This window comes from Rhodococcus sp. NPDC060086, from assembly GCF_042730275.1.
Classification (GTDB): domain Bacteria; phylum Actinomycetota; class Actinomycetes; order Mycobacteriales; family Mycobacteriaceae; genus Rhodococcus.
Genome location: NZ_JBHWWZ010000036.1, coordinates 13,026 through 31,961, shown reverse-complemented (window position 1 = coordinate 31,961; position 18,936 = coordinate 13,026). Strand labels below are relative to the sequence as shown.

The 18,936-nt window shown below is 66.7% G+C and carries 20 protein-coding genes and 1 pseudogene; 7 read left to right on the top strand and 14 right to left on the bottom strand.

Translation table 11 applies throughout. The features are described from left to right. Positions 1-54: 54 nt before the first annotated feature. From glpR to ACFWB0_RS18450, 4 genes are all read right to left on the bottom strand, one after another. Positions 55-900 (bottom strand): gephyrin-like molybdotransferase receptor GlpR, encoded by an 846-nt coding sequence (gene glpR / locus ACFWB0_RS18465; RefSeq protein WP_378491911.1) that lies wholly within the window; start codon positions 898-900, stop codon positions 55-57. A gap of 254 nt (positions 901-1,154) precedes the next feature. Further along, positions 1,155-1,790 carry a GNAT family N-acetyltransferase gene (locus ACFWB0_RS18460; RefSeq protein WP_378491910.1) on the bottom strand — a complete coding sequence of 212 codons (636 nt, stop codon included), beginning with the start codon at positions 1,788-1,790 and terminating at the stop codon, positions 1,155-1,157. Continuing rightward, positions 1,787-3,049: a gephyrin-like molybdotransferase Glp gene (glp, locus tag ACFWB0_RS18455; protein ID WP_378491909.1), complete on the bottom strand. Its 1,263-nt coding sequence runs from the start codon at positions 3,047-3,049 to the stop codon at positions 1,787-1,789. The genes ACFWB0_RS18460 and glp overlap by 4 nt, the downstream gene beginning before the upstream one ends. A 63-nt stretch (positions 3,050-3,112) precedes the next feature. Then, positions 3,113-4,024, bottom strand: coding sequence for a UTP--glucose-1-phosphate uridylyltransferase (locus ACFWB0_RS18450; RefSeq protein WP_378491908.1), 912 nt, complete (start codon positions 4,022-4,024; stop codon positions 3,113-3,115). Positions 4,025-4,084: 60 nt separating this feature from the next. Between ACFWB0_RS18450 and ACFWB0_RS18445 the strand changes: the two genes are divergently transcribed. The 4 genes from ACFWB0_RS18445 (at position 4,085) to mscL (ending at position 6,407) form a co-directional block, all read left to right on the top strand. Continuing rightward, positions 4,085-4,687 carry a 5-formyltetrahydrofolate cyclo-ligase gene (locus ACFWB0_RS18445; protein ID WP_378491907.1) on the top strand — a complete coding sequence of 201 codons (603 nt, stop codon included), beginning with the start codon at positions 4,085-4,087 and terminating at the stop codon, positions 4,685-4,687. A gap of 61 nt (positions 4,688-4,748) precedes the next feature. Then, on the top strand, positions 4,749-5,042 hold the full coding sequence (locus ACFWB0_RS18440) for an FmdB family zinc ribbon protein (protein ID WP_378491906.1): 294 nt from the start codon (positions 4,749-4,751) through the stop codon (positions 5,040-5,042). Between the two features lie 110 nt (positions 5,043-5,152). Further along, positions 5,153-5,851 carry an SAF domain-containing protein gene (locus tag ACFWB0_RS18435; protein WP_378491905.1) on the top strand — a complete coding sequence of 233 codons (699 nt, stop codon included), beginning with the start codon at positions 5,153-5,155 and terminating at the stop codon, positions 5,849-5,851. A 121-nt stretch (positions 5,852-5,972) separates the two neighbouring features. Further along, entirely contained in the window at positions 5,973-6,407 is a 435-nt protein-coding gene (mscL, locus tag ACFWB0_RS18430; RefSeq protein ID WP_378491904.1) for a large-conductance mechanosensitive channel protein MscL, read from the top strand. A gap of 97 nt (positions 6,408-6,504) precedes the next feature. Here the strand turns inward: mscL and ACFWB0_RS18425 are convergent, their stop codons facing one another. The 7 genes from ACFWB0_RS18425 to ACFWB0_RS18395 all read right to left on the bottom strand — a co-directional run bounded on the left by ACFWB0_RS18425 (position 6,505) and on the right by ACFWB0_RS18395 (position 12,884). Then, on the bottom strand, positions 6,505-7,146 hold the full coding sequence (locus ACFWB0_RS18425) for an MspA family porin (RefSeq protein WP_378491903.1): 642 nt from the start codon (positions 7,144-7,146) through the stop codon (positions 6,505-6,507). Positions 7,147-7,199: 53 nt separating this feature from the next. Then, a complete protein-coding gene (locus ACFWB0_RS18420) occupies positions 7,200-8,057 on the bottom strand; it encodes an MspA family porin (RefSeq protein WP_378491902.1) in 858 nt (285 codons plus the stop codon). 579 nt (positions 8,058-8,636) lie between these two features. Then, complete coding sequence (locus tag ACFWB0_RS18415; RefSeq protein WP_378491901.1) at positions 8,637-8,846, bottom strand: hypothetical protein; 210 nt, start codon at positions 8,844-8,846, stop codon at positions 8,637-8,639. An 18-nt stretch (positions 8,847-8,864) separates the two neighbouring features. After that, a complete protein-coding gene (locus ACFWB0_RS18410) occupies positions 8,865-9,362 on the bottom strand; it encodes a molybdenum cofactor biosynthesis protein B (protein WP_378491900.1) in 498 nt (165 codons plus the stop codon). 74 nt (positions 9,363-9,436) lie between these two features. Further along, a complete protein-coding gene (locus ACFWB0_RS18405; RefSeq protein WP_378491899.1) occupies positions 9,437-10,672 on the bottom strand; it encodes a S1C family serine protease in 1,236 nt (411 codons plus the stop codon). Positions 10,673-10,806: 134 nt separating this feature from the next. Further along, positions 10,807-12,186 carry an ATP-binding protein gene (locus tag ACFWB0_RS18400; RefSeq protein ID WP_378491898.1) on the bottom strand — a complete coding sequence of 460 codons (1,380 nt, stop codon included), beginning with the start codon at positions 12,184-12,186 and terminating at the stop codon, positions 10,807-10,809. A gap of 8 nt (positions 12,187-12,194) precedes the next feature. Continuing rightward, positions 12,195-12,884, bottom strand: a complete 690-nt coding sequence (locus ACFWB0_RS18395) for a response regulator transcription factor (RefSeq protein ID WP_378491897.1) — start codon at positions 12,882-12,884, stop codon at positions 12,195-12,197. A gap of 49 nt (positions 12,885-12,933) precedes the next feature. Here ACFWB0_RS18395 and ACFWB0_RS18390 point away from each other — a divergent pair. Together ACFWB0_RS18390 and rpsR are read left to right on the top strand one after the other, a co-directional pair. Continuing rightward, positions 12,934-13,083, top strand: a pseudogene (locus ACFWB0_RS18390) (30S ribosomal protein S14); the annotation flags it as partial. A 10-nt stretch (positions 13,084-13,093) separates the two neighbouring features. Then, on the top strand, positions 13,094-13,351 hold the full coding sequence (gene rpsR, locus ACFWB0_RS18385) for a 30S ribosomal protein S18 (RefSeq protein ID WP_054719669.1): 258 nt from the start codon (positions 13,094-13,096) through the stop codon (positions 13,349-13,351). A gap of 108 nt (positions 13,352-13,459) precedes the next feature. Here rpsR and ACFWB0_RS18380 read toward each other — a convergent pair whose 3' ends face one another. Further along, positions 13,460-14,323: a DUF559 domain-containing protein gene (locus tag ACFWB0_RS18380; protein ID WP_378491933.1), complete on the bottom strand. Its 864-nt coding sequence runs from the start codon at positions 14,321-14,323 to the stop codon at positions 13,460-13,462. A 159-nt stretch (positions 14,324-14,482) separates the two neighbouring features. On the opposite strand from ACFWB0_RS18380, the gene ACFWB0_RS18375 reads away from it, so the two are divergent. Continuing rightward, positions 14,483-15,409 (top strand): AEC family transporter, encoded by a 927-nt coding sequence (locus ACFWB0_RS18375; RefSeq protein WP_378491896.1) that lies wholly within the window; start codon positions 14,483-14,485, stop codon positions 15,407-15,409. Here ACFWB0_RS18375 and ACFWB0_RS18370 read toward each other — a convergent pair. Together ACFWB0_RS18370 and ACFWB0_RS18365 are read right to left on the bottom strand one after the other, a co-directional pair. Further along, positions 15,398-17,188 (bottom strand): ABC transporter ATP-binding protein, encoded by a 1,791-nt coding sequence (locus tag ACFWB0_RS18370; protein WP_378491895.1) that lies wholly within the window; start codon positions 17,186-17,188, stop codon positions 15,398-15,400. The genes ACFWB0_RS18375 and ACFWB0_RS18370 overlap by 12 nt on opposite strands. Further along, the gene (locus ACFWB0_RS18365) at positions 17,185-18,915 is read right to left on the bottom strand and encodes an ABC transporter ATP-binding protein (RefSeq protein WP_378491894.1); all 1,731 of its coding nucleotides are present in this window, start codon (positions 18,913-18,915) and stop codon (positions 17,185-17,187) included. Before ACFWB0_RS18365 ends, ACFWB0_RS18370 begins: the two co-directional genes overlap by 4 nt. Positions 18,916-18,936: the final 21 nt, after the last annotated feature.

Sequence of the window (18,936 nt, the reverse complement as noted above, 5' to 3'; positions counted from 1 at the left end):
AAACCCGCACCGTGTGATGCGGGCTTTCCGAGGCTGTAGATCGCACGCTTCCGGTCATGCACCGGAAGCGCGCCGGACCGGGAAGTCGTCAGGTTCGTCGTAACCCGGGTCGACGTAATCCGGGTACTCGTACTCGTCGTCGAACCGGTCGAGGTGCTCGAATTCGGGATCTTCGTCGTCGATCTCGAGAACCACTGCCCCCGGACGACGCAGCCGCGAGGGAACTTCGCCGTGGTCGCCGTCGCCGCGCACATGCACTCCGGTCGCCGCCGACCGCTGCAGTCGTGCCATTCGCCGCCGACGAATCTCTTGCTCGAGCCGGACCTGGCGACGCAGATAGAACAGGTAGCCGACCAGACCGGCCGTCACCAGACCACACACCCACCACATGGCCGACGAGAGGATCACGGCCAGCGCCGCGGTCATGATGGCGGCGATGAGCAGACCCAGGACGGCGCGCTGCCGGAAGTCGTATCGTTCGGCCGACGCGACGGCGTCTGCCTGCGGATCGAATCCTCCTCGGCCGCGTCGACGCGGAACGCCCTGACGAGCAGGTGGGCCGTCGACCTCGTACTGATATTCGTCGGAGTTGTCTGGTGCAGCACCGTCGAGGTCGCTGAGGTCGAGTTCGGTGTCGAGCCTGTCGTCTGTCTGAGTGTTCATACGAGCCTCCGCATGGCGGTGCGTGTGATCACGACTCGGACGCCAGTTCGGATCAGTGCGGTGACCGGCAGCGGGCCCACGGGGAGCCTTCGGCTTCTGGTCACCGCGATGCAGAACCCGTGTTGCGAGTGCGGCGTCGGTCGTCTGACGGATACGAGGACGCTTCGTGACCAGCATGGGAACCAGGACGAACAACCACACGGCAACTAGCCCGATCCACAGGAGTGAGTTCGGCATTCCGGCGGCCCTCCTCCCAGTTGTCGCCTACCAGTCCGTCGACGCCACTGACCGTTCCCAGGTTAACGGCATCACCACTCTTATCCCTACAGAAACGCCGACTCAGACGGCTACAGCCGTCACACGAGTCACGCGAAACCATGTGACACACTCTTCACTCTAGTCACACAGATATATATTCGCGGTGGGGATTGTTACTTATGTTGTACGTAACTTGCGTTACACATGGAGCTGTTCACCACTGAGTTGGGCGCTCAGGCCCAGGTCGCCCGACCGCTACGCACCAATCGGTCTGCCACCGAACCCGGCACCTCCTCGGCCGTCATCGCAACGAGAAGATGATCACGAAAACGTCCGTGCACATCGAGGTACCGCTGCAGCAGTCCCTCCTCGCGGAAACCGACGTTGCGCAGCACGGCGCGGCTGGGTTCGTTCTCCGGGCGCACCGTCGCCTCGACACGGTGCAGCCCGAGGGGACCGAAGCAGTGGTCGAGCCCGAGGGCGAGGGCTGCCGTCGCCACTCCGAGACCGTTGACTTCCTTCTCCACCCAGTAGCCGATCCACGCCGACCGCAGCGCTCCGCGCACGATGTTGCCCACCGTGATCTGACCGCAGTACCGCCCGTCGAGCTCGATCACCATGGGCACCATCAGCCCCTTACGGGCCTCCGCGCGCAGGCTCCGATACAGGCCCGGCCACACGGAGATGTGGTGCCGCACCTCCCACGGGGATTCACCCGTCGGTTCCCACGGCTCGAGATGATCCCGGTCGCGCGTACGCAGCCGGCTCCACGCGGCGGCATCCCGCAGACGCACCGACCGCACCGTGACAAGCCCACCCGAGACTCGAAGCGGCCCCAGATCGGCCGGCCACCCGGGGTGACGACTCATCCACGCTGCCCCAGGAACGACACATCCACCGGGTCACCCGTCCGGATCTCGGAAACATCCGGCGGGACCAGCACCAGGCAATTCGCCTCCGCAAGCGTGGCGAGCAGATGCGACGACCCGCCCGCGGCACCACCGAGTGCCTGCACCAGATAGTCGCCGGTCTCTTCGTCGCGCATGAGCTGCCCGCGCAGGAATCCCTTGCGACCGGGAATCGACGTGATCGGGGCGACCGTGCGGGCCGTGACGATCCGCCGCATCGGCTGACGACGTCCCAGCGCGATCCGGATGAGCGGGCGCACCATCACTTCGAACACGACAAGAGAACTGACCGGATTCGACGGAAGCAGGAAGGTGGGCACCTCGTCTCGCCCGAGCTGCCCGAATCCCTGAACGGACCCCGGATGCATGGCCACCCGCTCGACCTCGAGCGTTCCGAGGTCGGTCAGGGCCTCACGGACGTCGTCGAGCGCACCGCCACCGACAGCACCCGCGATCACGACGATCTCGGAGCGGATCAGCTGGCCCTCGACCACCTCGCGCAGCCGCTTCGGTTCGGTACTCGCGATCCCGACCCGGTTGACGTCGGCGCCGGCGTCGCGCGCGGCCGCGGCCAACGCGTAGGAATTCACGTCGTAGACCTGCCCCGGCCCGGGCGTGCGATCGATGTCGACGAGTTCGCCACCGACCGAGATCACCGACAATCGCGGTCGCGGGTGCACGAGGACCTTGGCCCGTCCGACAGCTGCGAGCAGGCCCACCTGCGCGGCACCGATGATGGCGCCCGCGCGCACCGCCACGTCGCCGGGCTGCACGTCGTCGCCGGTGCGGCGGACGTATTCGCCCGACCGGACCGCTTCGAGCACCTTGATCCGAACATCGCCGCCGTCGGTGCTCTCGAGCGGGAGTACCGCGTCGGCAAGTGTCGGCAGCGGCGCACCTGTGTCGACGCGCACGGCCTGTCGTGGCTGCAACCGGATCGGCTGGCGCGAGCCCGCACGAACTTCGCCGACGACCGGCAACGTCACCTCGGTGCGATTCTCGCCGGACTCCGGGTCCGGTCGCGCGCCCACCGCCTGTACATCGACGCTGCGCACCGCGTAGCCGTCGATCGCGGCCTGGTCGAATCCGGGCAACGGCCGCTCGGTGACCACTTCTTCTGCGCAGAGCAGGCCTTGTGCCTCGGAGATCGCCACCCGGACAGGCCTGGGTGCCACGGCTGCCGCCGTCACCCTGGTCTGCTGATCCTCAACCGACCGCATACCGCTACTCGTCCTCCAGCCCGCACTACCCAGCGTCACCGTTCACAGATCACCCGTTCGACGTCACCGTTCGAGACGTTCGACCAGCCACTCACGAAGCGAGGGACCGTATTCCTCGGTGTTCAACGCAGAGTCAACCGCAGCACGGAGGTAGCCACCGGGATTTCCGAGGTCGTGTCGAGTGCCGCGGTGAACCACGACGTGCACGGGATGGCCTTCGGAGATCAGCAAGGCGATCGCGTCGGTCAGCTGGAGTTCTCCGCCCGCACCCGGCTCGATGCGACGCAGCGCATCGAAGATCGCACGATCGAGCAGGTACCGGCCTGCTGCAGCGAAGGTCGACGGCGCATCCTCGATGGCCGGCTTCTCGACCATGCCGAGCACCTTGAGCACGTCGGGGTTGGTGGCGTCGGGCACGACCTCGACGTCGAAGACGCCGTAGGCACTCACCTGCTCCTTCGGCACGTCGATCGCGCACAGCACCGAACCACCGCGCTTGCTGCGCACCTTCTGCATGGTTTCGAGGACGCCGACGGGCAGCACGAGGTCGTCGGGCAGGAGCACCGCGATCGCGTCCTCGTCGTCGTCCAGCGCGTCCTCGGCGCAGGACACGGCGTGGCCGAGGCCGAGCGGCTGGGCCTGGATCACCGAGTCCACCTCGAGGATGCCCGACGATTTGCGAACCTTCGCGAGCAGCTCGTACTTGCCCTTCTCCTCGAGCTTGGACTCCAGGACGAGATCTTCGACGAAGTGCGCGACCACGCCGTCCTTACCGGGCGAGGTGACGATCAGCAGACGCTCGGCGCCGGATTCGGCCGCCTCGCCCGCCACCAGTTCGATCCCCGGCGTGTCGACCACGGGAAGCAGTTCCTTCGGCACGGTCTTGGTGGCCGGGAGGAAACGTGTGCCCATACCTGCCGCCGGCACGACCGCGGTTCTGAAATGCCGCGCGACCTCGGTCGAATTGTTCGTCATAAGCTCCCACCCTAACTTTTGCCGGCGAAGTGATGGCCTGGTGATCCTAAGGTGACGAATATGCATCCCTCGACCAAGGCCGATTGGCGCACCAAGGTCCTCGATGGACGACGCACGCTCGGCACCGAACAGCGCCGCAGCGAGAATGCCGCTTTGGCCACGTTAGCCGCAACGCTCGTTCCCGCCGACGTGACGGTATGCGCGTATGTGCCCGTGGGGTCCGAGCCCGGCGCCATCTCGATGCTCGACGCTCTGATCGATGCGGGCGCCGAGGTGCTCGTGCCGGTCACCCGGCCGGACACACCGCTGCGCTGGGCGCACTTCCTCGGCGCAGACACACTGGTCGCGGCAGGTTTCGGGCTGCACGAACCCACCGGCGACGCACTGCCGCCCGAGACGGTGGGCCTGGCACACACCATTCTCGTGCCCGCCCTCGCGGTGGACCGGCGGGGCGTACGGTTGGGCCGCGGCGCAGGCTTCTACGACCGCATCCTCCACCTGGCCGCGCGGGATGCGCGGATCGTCGCAGTGGTGCGCGACGACGAACTCGTCGACGAACTGCCCGAGGATCCGCACGACATTCGGATGGGATGGGCGCTCACACCGGGGTCGGGGCTGGTTCGTCTTGACTCCGACGAGCGTGCGGAACAACACAGTCCCTAGATTTGTTGGCACTGTCGACTATAGAGTGCTAAAGCCGAACTTTTACGTGGAGGAGCCCCCGGTGCCTACTTATTCATATGCCTGCACGGCGTGCGACAACAAGTTCGACATCGTGCAGTCGTTCAGCGACGAGTCGTTGACCGCATGCCCGGAGTGCACCGGCAAGCTTCGTAAGCTTTTCAACTCGGTCGGCATCGTCTTCAAGGGCAGCGGCTTCTACCGCACCGATTCGCGCAGCGGCAGCACCGCGGGCGAATCCGCTACTCCCGCGAAGACCGAGACCAAGTCCGATTCGGCGCCCGCCGCGGCGTCCACGTCCACGACCTCGACCTCGACCGCCGCAGCCGCCAGCTGACGCGTCCGACTCCTCCGGAGTTGTCCACAGGCACCCTGTTCATCCACAGGTTGCCCGAATTCGCCGGTTTCTCAGGTCCGGCGGGCCGATCCGAGTCCTAAGTTCGGAGCATGCCCGCCGGACCTGCGCCGTTTCGTCACCGTTCCCCACGACCCGCGTCGTCGCTGGAACTGAGCCTTCCCGACCGTATCCGCACCCTTCTGCGCCCCGGCTGGGCCCGCTCCGTGGCCGTCAGGCGCGTCGTAGCGGCGCTCCTCGTCGCCCTGGCCGCGCTCCTCGCCCTCAGAGACGATCCGGCCTCCGAACAGACCGCCGTGGTGGTTGCCGCGCGCGACCTGACTCCGGGAATCTCGCTCACCGCAGACGACGTCGAGTTCGCAGATCGCGACACCTCGGCCCTCACGGCAGGAACCCTCACCGATCTCGCCGACGCAGTGGGCCACACCCTCGCCGGCCCGGTGCCTGCCGGTGAAGCGCTCGTCGACACGAGGATCCTCGGGCCACGTCTCGCCGCTGCCGCGGTGGGTACCGAGAACGCGCGCGTCGTTCCCATCCGGCTTGCCGACGCTGGTGTCGGCCGGTTGCTGCGCGAAGGAGACAGAGTCGACGTCCTGACCGTGACGGGCGAGTCCGACGCGGCGATGCCCGATGCTCATGTGCTGGCTCGTGGCGCCGTGGTGGTGCTCGCTCAACACGGAGAGTCATCCGACCAGCGCGAACGCGTGATTCTCGTGGCACTCGAGTCGGAGCAGGCCACCGCGGTGGCTGCGGCGTCGCTCGCGAGCGCGTTGACCGTGACGCTCCACTGAGCCCACACGACAGACCCGATCGGTTTATCGTCCCATTATCGGCATGTGATGCAGGACACAACGCATCGCAGACGCGCCGATGCCCGCGTCCACGCGGTCCAGCCGAAAGGGAGAGCACCGCATGCTGAAAGGTTTCAAGGACTTCCTACTGAGAGGCAATGTCCTCGATCTCGCTGTCGCGGTGGTGGTCGGCACCGCCTTCACCGCCATCGTCACCGCCTTCACCGAGTACATCATCGAGCCGCTCATCGCCGCGCTCGGCGGCGAGAACGAGATGGGCTGGGGCTTCCAGATCATCGCCGACAACCCGTCGACGTTCATCAACATCGGTGCCGTGATCTCCGCGGCCATCAACTTCATCATCATCGCGGCGGTCGTGTATTTCGTGTTGATCATGCCGGCCAACGCGGCGAAGAAGCGCTTCATCACCGAGGAGTCCGACGAGAAGGCCAGCGCCGAGGATCTACTCATCCAGATCCGCGACATCCTCGAATCTCAGGCCTCACAGCCGGGCCAGGGTGGCGCGCACGCCAAGCCCGCGCCCGAACAGTCCTGAGCAAGCGAGAGTTTCACGGGTACTCGAAAAAGCTGGGCCCGCTCGCAGTGCGAGCGGGCCCAGCCTGTGACACTTTCGGCTTGCGCCGGACGTCTACTTAGACGGTCCAGGCCTGACCGTAGGTGGTGACGTTGTCGCCGTTCGCGGTGATCGCGCGGACGAACGGACGCACCTGGACAGCGCCGAGCACGCCGGAGGCGGTGCCGTGGACGTTGGAGAACTGAACGGTCTTGAAGTCGCCGTCGAACTCGCCCTCGGCGACGACGAGCTCCTCGATGCCCGGAGCCGGGGTCAGCTCGAGCTCGGCGTATGCCTGCGGGAGGATGTCGGTGACCTTGGCAGTCACTTCACCGGCCGGGAGCTTGGCATCCACACCAAGGCCGGGGGTCGAGTAGGTGACGCCGATGGCGCCGTCGATGCTGCCGGCCCATGCGAACTGGTAACCGAACTGCATGGTGGTGCCGGCCTCATCGGCTGCACCCTCGCCGAGGAGGTTGACGGTGCCGCGACCGTTGTGGAAGAACTCGCGGTTGAACGGGCTGCCACCGAGAGCCGGGACACCGTGAATGAAGGTGTCTTCCTGCGTCACGACGACCTCGAGGCCGTCGGAGACGATGCGATTCTGGTCGTTGACCTCGGCCGAGGCGGCACCCGAGGCACCGACGACCATGCCGAGAACTGCGGCACCGGCCAGGACGCTGTTGCGTGCAGCCTTGAAGCCACGCGACTTGATTCCCATGTTTACTCCGTACTAGGTGGTGGGGATTTACTGCGGGAGTGCTCGGACCGGACTCAGAGAGTCCAGACCTGGCCGTAGGTGGTGACGTTGTCGCCGTTGTCGGTGATGACGCGGACGAACGGGCGGACCGAGACGGGCCCGATGACGCCGGTGGCGGCACCGTGGACGTTCGCGATCTGAACTTCCTTGAAGTCGCCGTCGAACTGGCCCTCTGCGACGACGAGCTCCGCGATGCCGGGAGCGGGGGTCAGCTCAACGCCAGCGGTGACCTGGGGCAGGAGCCCCGTTGCCTTCAGCGTTTCTTCGGCATACGGCTCCGGGCTGGTCTTGCCGTTCGGAACGAAGAGCGGATCGCCCTTTGCCGTGCCGTCGGAAGTCTTCGCCAGTCGATCGTCCGAAGGAACCTTGTTTCCCTCGTAGTCGATGTAGTCGCCCTTTTTGACGATCTCACCGTTCTTGTCCGTGTACTCGTCCTCTACTTCGCTCTGATTCCAAAGCTGGTCGTAGAGTGGGACGTTCTTGACACCTTGCTTTGCATCCAACCCGAGCTGAGGGGTCGTCCAGCTGAAGCCGATCGCACCGTCGAGTGACGCCGACCATGCGACCTGGTAGCCGAACTGGAACGTCGAATCCTCGAACTCTGCAGCCTCGGGTCCGACGATGTTGGCGAGGCCGCGACCGTTGTGGAACCACTCACGGCTCAGCGGGCTGCCACCGATCGGGGGCACACCGTTGATGAAGGTGTCTTCCTGGGTGACGATGACCTCGTGGCCGTCGGAAACGATCCGGTTCTGATCATTGACCTCGGCGCTTGCCGCCCCGGCCGATCCGAGAACCAGACCGGCCACAGCGGCCGCCGCCACCGTGGCGTTGCGGGCGGTTCGGAAACCGCGACGCGTCTGAATCTTCATGAATGTCTCATCCGTTCTCTGCGTGCCGGGTTGCGCGACCGCGTCCGACAACTTGGTCGCCCTAGTCGTCCGCGAGGCGCATCCCACACAGAACTCACCGCCGGTCGTAGCCGCCGGTGAGCTCGCTGTTGATCAACGTCCGCACGGTTTGCGTTACCGATTCGTGATCAAGTCGGGGTCGCCGCGACCTTTCCTTGACCTGATCGAACCTGTGAGGAGATTAGACCGTGACCAATCTCGAGGCAATGGCTACGCCCAGCCTCCGGAACACTCACGAAACACAGCCGGACACAAGCCGGAAACGCAAAATATGCGCTACTCGGATTCACCCCAAGATCCCCGGACCACCCGCCCATTTGGGCGTAGTCATCACGAACCGGACGTTCGTGCAGGTAATCGGTCGAATTACGTGCACTTTCAGTGCACATACTTACCCCGCCGCTGTGATCATGAACACTCGTATCTCTCGCCACACTTCACCACGCAGGGAAACGCGACATTACGAACGGGTTGCGACACGCCGACCCCGAGGTCGGGTCAAGACTTAAGTTACCCTATGCAAAGTGATTGATATCACAGTTATCCATGGTGAGGCGGTACCTGGCGTTTGAGCCATTCGTCGGAGTCGTCCGATCTCTCGTCACCGACCCCGCGTTCGTCCTTCGTCGTGTCGGGAAGGGCGTCCCCGAAGATCCGAGCAAGCCGCGCCCGGTCGATCCGGGCGCGGCTCTTCTCTTCAGCGGTGTTGTCCGACCGAGCGGTGTAGTCGCGCTCGTCGTCGTCCGCCATGTCGTCAGCAGAGATGAGTTATTCCTCCACTCGCGACAACTCTTCGATGACATGGGTCGCGAGCGGCAACAGCGTTGCCATGCCGTCGCGGATCGCCGCGCGCGACGACGCGAGATTCACGACGAGCGTCGAACCCGATACTCCGACAAGCCCGCGCGACAGTCCGGCATCGACGGCACCCGACGCGAGACCGGACGACCGCAGAGCTTCGGCGATCCCCCTGATCTCGTGATCGAGCACGTCCGCGGTGGCGTCCGGAGTCACGTCGCGCGGGGTCACGCCGGTGCCGCCGACCGAGATCACGAGATCCACTCCCCCGATCACCGCTGTGTTGAGCGCGTTGCGGATCTCGATCTCGTCGGCCGATACCGACACAACGCCGTCGACGGCGTAGCCGGCTTCGACGAGCAGTTCCGTCACCAGCGGACCGGTCGAATCAGTGCTGTCTCCGTGCGAGACCCTGTCGTCGACGATCACAACGAGTGCTCGTCCTTTTCGGGGGGTTTCGAGTTCCATGGAGTCAAAGGTAGTTCGCAGGCCGTCCGGACGCGCCCTATGTTCGACAATCTCCATGATGTCTGCCTCCTGAATCATCGGCCACCATCCGCGTCGGAGGCGGTTTCGACATCGACCGTCGTCGGGTTGTTTCCCTGCGCGTCGGTATAGGTGACGCTCACCGTGGTGCCCGGCGCCTGCGAGCGGATCGCCGCGATGAGGGAATCGCCGTCCGTGACGACCCGGTCGTTCACCTTCGTGATGACCGAACCGGCGGGAATCCCGGCACGATCGGCGGGCCCGTCCTGGACCACCTCGACCACGGCGGCGCCGTTCACGTCCGCCCGAGCGGGGACCTGAACACCGATGAGCGCATGTGTCGCGGTGCCCGTGGCGATGAGTTCGTCGGCGATGCGCCGGGCCTGGTCGACGGGGATCGCGAAGCCGAGGCCGATGGAGCCGGACTGCTGACCCGACGTCGCGATGGCGGTGTTGACTCCGACGAGGCGACCTTCCATGTCGACGAGCGCACCACCCGAGTTACCGGGATTGATGGCGGCGTCGGTCTGGATCGCGTCGATCACAGTGCCCTGATTCCCGGTTTCACCACTGGCAGAGACGGGCCGGTTGAGCGCCGAGACGATCCCCGAGGTGACCGTGCTCTCGAGGCCGAGCGGTGAACCGACCGCCACCACGGGCTGACCCACCTGAAGGTTCTCCGAGTTACCCATCTCGATGGGGGTGAGGTCGTCGCGACCTTCGACCCTGATCACCGCGATGTCGGTCATCGGGTCCGTCCCGACGACACTGGCCTTTGCAGTCGATCCGTCGGCGAAAGCAACGGTGAGCTCTGCGCCCGGGCCTGCTCCCGCCACGACGTGATTGTTGCTGAGGATCAGGCCGTCGGACGAGAGGACGACCCCCGACCCTTCGCCCGCACCGGAACGTCCGACCACCTCGATACGTACGACGCTGGGCACGACCCGCTGCGCGACCGCCTGCACGGATCCCTCGGGGGCGTTCGCCACCGTCGTGGTCTCGGGCCGGGGCGAGTCGAGTGAGTTGACCACCCCGGCACCACCGGAATCACGGACCGACCATGCACCCACTGCGCCACCGATACCGCCACTGACGATCGCCAGGGCGACAGCACCCACGACGAGCGCGGTACGTCCGGACTTGCGCTGTTGCGGGGGCTGCGGCGCCTGCTGGTACGGAGCCGTCGGCGGGGTTCCGTACTGATACGGCTGCTGCGGCTGCGCGGGGCCGGGTCCATGCCCGGCTGGTCCATGCCCAGGTTGTCCGGAGCCGTGGGTGGGGTCGTCGGTCATTCGTTCGTCGCCTTCGTCCTTAGAATCGATCCGAGTGGAGGCTTTCTACTTCATCCAATATGAACCCGTCAGCTGAGAAGGTCCTGAAGAATCAGCTCAGAGTTTGCTGACAATTTCCACTCTCTCGGCGATCATCAGGCATCGAGCTGCGGCGTGCCCGGAAGAACGATGCGGATGAGTGCACCCCCGCGCTCCGACCTGTCCACGGCGATCGTCCCGCCGTGCTTCATCACCACTTGGCGCACGATCGCCAGGCCCAGCCCTGAGCCGGGCATCGACCGCGCCGTCGTCGCACGGTAGAACCGTTCGAACACCAGCTCCCGCTCTTCTTCGGGGATGCCGGGTCCGGCGTCGTCGACGGTCAGTTCCATCAGTCCGGTGCCGATCTGGTGCATCTTCACCACCACGTCCTGGTCGGCCGGGCTCCACTTCGCCGCGTTGTCGAGGACGTTGACCACCGCTCGGGTGAGTGTCGCGTGGTCGCCGAAGACGAACCACGGTTCGGTGACAGCGGTGAAATCGATCTCCGTACGACGTCGTCGTGCGCGCTCGAGGCTGCGATCGACGACCTCGGCGATGTCGACGGCCTCGAAGACCGTCTCCGGCGCATCCTCCCTTGCCAGGTCGACGAGGTCGCCGACGAGGGTCGACAGTTCCGCGATCTGGCCGACGACGTCTTCGCGGAGTTCGGCCATGTCGTCGTCGGGCAGGCTCGGTGCCCCGGGACGGCTCGCGGCGATGAGCAGTTCCATGTTGGTTCGCAACGAGGTCAGTGGCGTGCGCAGCTCGTGGCCGGCATCGGCGACGAGCCTGGATTGTCGCTCCCGTGATTCGGCGAGCGCCCGCAACATCATGTTGAAGCTCTCGGTGAGTCGCGCGAGTTCGTCGTGCCCGGTCACCCGGATGGGTCTCAGGTCGTCGGTCCTCGCGACACGTTCGGCGGCGGCGGTGAGTCGCGCGATCGGCCGCAGACCGGTGCGACCCACCGTTGCACCGACAGCCGCGGCGAGCACCACCCCGCACCCGCCGACGATGAACAGCACGCTCGCGAGCCGGTTGAGCACTTCGACGGTGGGTCGCAGTCGCTGCGCGATGACGATGGTGCTGCCGTCGGGGATCTGCTGCGCCAGGACCCGGTGCTGCGCGACGGTCCGCAACGACGACGGTTGATCGCCCTCGGCGACGGCGAGTTCGGGCTCTCCGATCGGCACCGACGACCCGGGCGGCACATATCGGCCGAGGTCGGGGTAGATCAGCGCGACGCTGATGTCGGAGCTGTAGAGCTGGGCGCCCCCGATGTAGCGGGGATCGTAGGTGATCAGCGTGCTCGATTCGACGAGCGCGGCCACCCGGGCGTGCAGTTGCTTGTCGATGTCCGAGTAGAGGGCACGCGACACCACCATGTACGCGGCAATGGATGTCACCGCGACCGCGAGCGCTACCGCTCCGGCAGCCAGCCAGGTGACCCGGGTGCGCAGCGGCACCGAGCGGGTCAACAACATGGGAGGTCTCATCTGCTCACTCACGGAGGGGTCTCGCGGAGCACGTAGCCGACGCCGCGCACCGTGTGGATGAGTCGCGGTTCGCCCCCGGCCTCGGTCTTGCGTCGCAGGTACCCGACGTACACCTCGAGGGCGTTACCCGACGTCGGGAAGTCGTAGCCCCACACTTCCTCGAGGATCCGGCTACGAGTGAGCACACGCCGCGGATTCGCCATGAGCATCTCCATGAGCGCGAACTCGGTGCGGGTGAAGCTGATCTGCCTGTCCCCGCGGGCTACCTCGCGGGTCGCGGGATTGAGGGTGAGGTCGTCGAAGCTCATCGCGTCCTCGAGCCCACCTTCCGGATCCGGGCCGGCGCGTCGTAGCAGCGCCCGGAGCCGGGCGAGGAGTTCTTCGAGCGCGAACGGTTTGGGGAGGTAGTCGTCGGCGCCGGCATCGAGCCCCGATACCCGCTCCGACACCGAGTCGCGTGCGGTGAGCACGAGGATCGGCAGGTCGTCGCCGGTGCTCCGCAGTCGGCGGCACACTTCGAGCCCGTCGACGCGCGGCATCATGACGTCGAGCACCATCGCATCGGGTCGGGCGGCGGCGACCTTCTCGAGTGCGTCGTGCCCGTCGAACGCCAAGTCGACGGTGTATCCATTGAAGCTGAGTGATCGGCGCAGGGACTCCCGCACCGCCCGGTCGTCGTCGACCACCAAGATGCGCATGCACACCAGTGTGAACCGAAGCGCTGAGAGGTGCCTGAGAACGGTTGCGCGTCAAGCCCGTGTCGCGAGTCCGGTACGATTGCGCAATCGAGACGCTGCGGACGGTCGCCCAGGCGGCCACCTGCGGAAGTTCGGGTTCTCATGGACACGTGAGCCTGCCCGCCCCGGGAGTTACCCGGCGTCCACGTCGAGCTGGTGAGGAGCGAGGAATGGCTGTCAAGCGAGGACCGTCGAAGAAGTCGCGTGCCGTCGAGGGCCGCAAGCCGAAGAAGAATCCCCTCTTCGCGGCAAAGATCGATCATGTCGATTACAAGGACGTGAACCTGCTCCGCACGTTCATCTCCGACCGCGGCAAGATCCGCAGCCGCCGCGTCACGGGCCTGACCCCGCAGCAGCAGCGCGAGGTCGCCATCGCCGTCAAGAACGCCCGCGAGATGGCTCTGCTGCCCTACGTCAGCAGCAAGTAACACGCATCGAAGGCGCCCCTCCCGATTTTCGGGAGGGGCGCCTTTCGTCACGGTCGAGTGTGCAGTTGTTGTCGTCTGTACTCGATGCGCGCGCCGAGTTGTGCACGCTCAAACTGGCGCTCCGGCCGCACGGAGCCGCTGCCGGACCCGGGCCACGATCGATGCGGGCTTTCGCCGAAGCTGCTCGGAGTTGACGCGGACCACCGACCATCCGAGCGACGCGAACGCTTCGTAGCGCTCGATGTCGTACGTGCGCTGACGTTCGTCGGTCCAATGGTGAGTTCCGTCGTACTCGACGGCTGTGCGCCATTGTCGCCATCCCATATCGGCGTGCCCGATCACCCGTGAGCCGTCGACGATCGGCACCTGCGTCTCGGGGGTCGGTAGGCCGCTACGGACGAGCAGCAGCCGAACCCGGGTCTCGGGGATCGATTCGGCGCCCGGGTCTACCAGCGCCACAACCGCGGCCAACTGCTTCAAGCCACGCTCACCGGGATGACGCGCAGCGAGGTCGAGGATGCCGCGGGGGTGAAGGCCGGTCGCTCGGCACAGTCCGTCCAGTGTGGCGATCGCGTCGTCACGCTCGAGCCGGCGCCCCACGTCGAACGCTGTCCGGGCCGGTGTCGTGACACGCATCGCGTCGACGACGCACATCTCGTCGTCGCTCAATGCGGTGCTGTGGATCACCACTCCGGCGGAGCCTCGGCGGCTACCGGTGCGAACGAGTTCGGCCGGGGCGGTCGTGTCGATCCAGCGGCAGCCGTGCAGAGCCGCAGCGGACAATCCCGCCGCCACACCGCCGCGAGCGGACCACAGCCACGCCGCCCGCGCCCGCAGTACCGGAGTCACCTCCACGTCCGGATGGATGTAGACGTTGCGGTGCACCCGCCGGAAGCGGCGGAGCTGTCGCAGCGACACTCGGCCCGCGGCCACCGCTTCGGTGCCGATGAACGGTTCGTCGAATTCCCCCATGAGCACCGACAATGCCCGGCGCTGCGCCCGCAGGGAAGGCGCGGGAGGCATATGTGGACAACTTCGTCGTTGTGCACAAGTGGGCAGTTTTCATGACATTTGCGACCAGATGTGCATGGTCGATCGAGCGCCGTCAGGAGATCATTAGACTAGGCAATCGTGTCTGGCGTGATCTCGGGATTCACTGTGATCTTCGTGATCATCGCAATCGGCTTCGTGCTGGGCCGACGCGGCACGCTCGGCGCCGAGGCACAGACGGTACTCAGTCGCATGGTGTTCGTCGTCGCCACGCCCGCGTTGTTGTTCGACGCGCTCGCCACCTCCGACCTGTCGACAATCTTCTCCGAGCATCTCTACGTCGGCGCGACCACCGCGTTCGCCGTGTCCATCGTCTACATCGTGATCGCCCGGATATGGATGAAACGTGCGGTCCCCGAGTTGACGATCGGCGCGCTCTCATCCGGATACGTCAACTCCGCGAACCTCGGCATCCCCATCGCCGTGTTCGTGCTCGGCGACGCCTCGTTCGTCGCGCCCCTGATGCTGTTCCAGATCGTGGTGCTCTCCCCCATCGCGCTCACCGCCCTCGACCTGTCCACCGCGCGACCGGGAGCATCGCGGATCCAGACGCTCATCACACCGTTCAAGAACCCGATCGTCGTCGCCGGTGCTGCCGGGCTCGTCGTCGCAGGGACGGGGTGGAGCGTGCCCGACGCACTGCTGCAACCGATCCAGCTTCTCGGCGGCGCGTCGGTGCCCGGCGCACTTCTCGCGTTCGGGTTGTCGCTGCAGGGCGTGCGGGTACTCCAGAAGGGCACCAGCCCGAGGCGCGACATCGCGCTCGCGTCGGTGCTCAAGATCGTCGTCCAGCCGGTGCTCGCGTGGGCGATGGGTCGCTACCTGCTCGGGCTCGACGGCACAGAACTGTTCGCGGTGGTCGTCGTCGCGATGCTGCCGACCGCGCAGAGCGTGTTCGTCTACGCGAGCGCCTACGGCCGCGGCATGGTCCTCGCCCGCGACGCCGCGCTCGTCACCACCATCGCGGCGATCCCAGGGATCGGCGTGGTCGCCGCGCTACTCGCCTGATCTTCCCACCGACCACGCGGCCCACAGTCGCGCGTACCGGCCGCCGCGGCGAACCAGCTCGTCGTGCGAGCCCTGTTCGACGATCCGCCCGTCGTCCATCAGCACGATCCGGTCGGCGCGCGCCGCCTGGCTCAACCGATGAGCGACGATCAGCGCGCTCCGCCCCTTCAATGCCTCCTCCGCCGACGCCTCGAGCTCGTCGGCGCCTGCCGACCCCGCGTCGGCCGTGGCCTCGTCGAGAATGACCAGGGCCGGATCGAGCAGGATCAGGCGTGCCAGCGCGAGCTGCTGTTCCTGCATCGGAGTGAGGACGTGGCCGCCCGAGCCCACCTCGGTGTCGAGCCCCGACGGCAGCCGCGACACCCAGCCGTGAGCTCCGACCCGTTCGAGCACGGAGACGAGCTGCTCGTCCGTTGCGTCGGGAGCTGCCATCCGCAGGTCGTCGCGCACCGCTCCGGAGAACACGTGCACTTCCTGGGTGACGAGAGCGATCTCGCGGGTACGACGCTCGTCGCCCAGTTCAGCGATCGGGACTCCACCGAACGTCACGGTTCCGGCGCGTACGGGATGCACGCCCGCGAGCAGCGCTGCGAAGGTGGTCTTCCCCGCCCCGGAGGCACCGACGAGCGCGACGTGTTCGCCGTCGCCGATTGTGAGATCCACCCCGTGCACGATCTCCGGTCCGGTCTCGTATCCGAAACGCACGTCGCGCGCGACGAGTTCACGGCCCGCCGGCGACGGCGACTCGGCATCCTCGCGATCCGTGCCGTCGTACTCTTCGCACTCCTCGATCAGACCCGCGATCCGCGACAGGGACGCGAGTCCGCTCTGCAGCGAGTCCATCACCATCAGCAGCTGTCCGAGCGGCCCGAACAGTCGCAGGAAGAACAGCATCGCGGTGGTGGTGACGCCGACGGTGACCGCGCCGCCGTCGACGAGCAGGAACCCGACGAACAGGATCGACGCCATGCCGAGGAATTCGGCGAGGTTCACCCGGCCGAACAGGCGGTTCACGACGATGCGGGCCCGCAGCTCCCACCGCGCGACCCACCACGAATGTTCGTCGATCGGGCCGGCGAGGCTCGGTCCGAGATCGAACGCGTGCACCGTCGGCAGGCCACGGATTCCGCCGAGTACGTGGTGCGCACGCTCCCCCATCGCGATCCGCGACTTCTGATAGATCGGCGGGGCGGCGCGCGTGTACATGCGCGCACCCAGATAGTGGACGGGCAGCACCACGATCAGCACAATCAGGAACCGCCAGTCCAGCACCGCCAGGCCGAGCATCGTGAGCACGACGGTGAACAGTGCACCGGAGATCGCGGGGGCGGCCTCACGGATTGCGGAACTGACCTGAGCGACATCGTCCGTCGCCCGCGACACGAGGTCGCCGCTGCCCGCCGATTCGATCCGGGCCAGCGGCATGCGCATCGCCGCCGCGAGCATGCGTTCGCGCAGGCGTGCCAGACCGGTCTCGAAAAGCTGCGAGGTGAGCATCAGGCCGAAACCACTCAATGCAGCGAACACCACGACGCCGACGACCATCGCCGCGGCGAGCCACGCGATGTCGGTGAGATCGCCACCCTCGAGCACGACATCGACCGACCGCCCCATCGCCCACGGCGTCACCAATCCGGCCGCGGCACCGACCACCAGCACGACGAACAGGCCGCACGCCGCGGGGCCCTTACCTGCGAACGCCGAGCGCGAGATGCGGACAGTGCCGCGCGCATCCGCGGTCCGGAACCGCTCACCTGCACGAACGCCAGTGGTGGTCATCGGCTCTCTCCAGGGGATGCGAAGGAACGTCCAGGTACGTCGCGGTCGGTCAGCACGACCACGTCGTCGGCCGCTGCCGTGAACGCGGGCGATCGGGTGAACACGACCGTGGTCTGTCCGCGCCGCAGCTCCGGCAGGCGTTCGGCGATCGTGGCCTCGGTGACGGAGTCGACGGCCGTCGTCGGATCGACCAGAACGAGCACCTCCGCCGGCGCGGCGAGAGCGCGTGCGAGCGAGACACGCTGGCGCTGTCCACCGGACAGCAGCCGCCCGGCCTCACCGACCGGTGTGCCGAGTCCGGCGGGCAGTACTCGTGCGACGTCGTCGCACGCGGCAGCGAACACCGCACGGGTGACCCGCGCATCGGCATCGGAAGCGCCCTCCGGTATTCCCGCGGCGATGTTGTCGACGACGGTGCCCTCGAACAGGTGCGACGCGTGCGGCACCACCCGCATGCTGCGCCTGGCTGCGTCGGATCCGAGGTCGAACAGGTCGACGCCACCGATGAGGACGCGGCCGCGTTCCGGGTGTCGTGAGCGCGACAACACGGCGACGAGATCTGCGGTGGTCTCGGCGTCGGTGTGGACCACGACGAAGGTGCCCGCGGTGATGCTCAGGTCCAGGTCGCGCGCGTGTCCGGCAGTCAATGAATCGAATTCGACGGCGGAGTCGCCGGGAGCGTCACGATCACCGGTGTCGACGGCGGGCGGCGCCTGCAGAACACTGAGAACTCGTTCCGCGGAGGCGACCGCTGCCGCCCACACCGCACCCATGTTGGATCCGAGCGCGGCGAGCGGACCCATGATCACCTGTGTCACGCCGACGACGGTGATGAGCTGCCCCACGGTCAGCGACCCGGTCACCGCCATCGCTCCTGCCGCCACAGCGACACCGACGATGAGCAGGCCCGACGCCAATTCCATGGTCGCGATGTATGCGCCTTCGGCACGGGCCGAACGGAGTACGCCGTCGAGGGCACGGCGACTCGCTCCCACATACCGCCGCGACGCCTCCGCGTCGGCACCGATGCCCTTGACGACACGAATGCCCGTGACGAGGTCGGTGGCGGTGCCTGCGGCCGCACCCGCGACCCGCTGTTCCTCGAAGCTGCGCCGGCGCAACGGGCCCGAACCTTTGTCGAGCAGCCACAGGATCACCGGCGCTCCGATGAGAATCGCCAGGCCGAGCGGCCACGACACGCTCAGAAGCATGATTGCTCCGAACACGACCGCGGCGACGTGACCGATCGGGTACACCATGACGGCGATGCCACGGGCGAGCTGTTCGACGTCCGACGTCGCGATGTTGAGCATGTCGCCGGGGGTCCGCTGCGGACCGCCCACACCGCGCACGTCGAGGATCCGGTCGGTCACGCGCGTGCGCATCCGATGCTGCACCGCGAGCATGCCTGCCTGCCCGATCCGCCCGCCGAACCGGGCCGACACCGTCAGGACCGCGAAGACCGCGGCGAGGACGAGCAGCCACCGCCACAGCGCATCGAAGTCTCTGGTGGCGACCGCCCGGTCGATGGCCTGCCCCATGACGACGGGCACGAGCGTCTCGCACACCTGATGGATCGCGACCAGCAGCGCGGCGGGAATCGTCCACTTCTTCGCCGCCAGCATCGTCCGCACGGTGAACCGGCGCGGAGTGGTCGTGTCGTCGACGACGACCTCGGGCGTCGGCATCGCCCGGGGAGGCGGGTCGAAAAACACTGGCAGCTTCATGGTCCTCCGGTCATCGTGCGC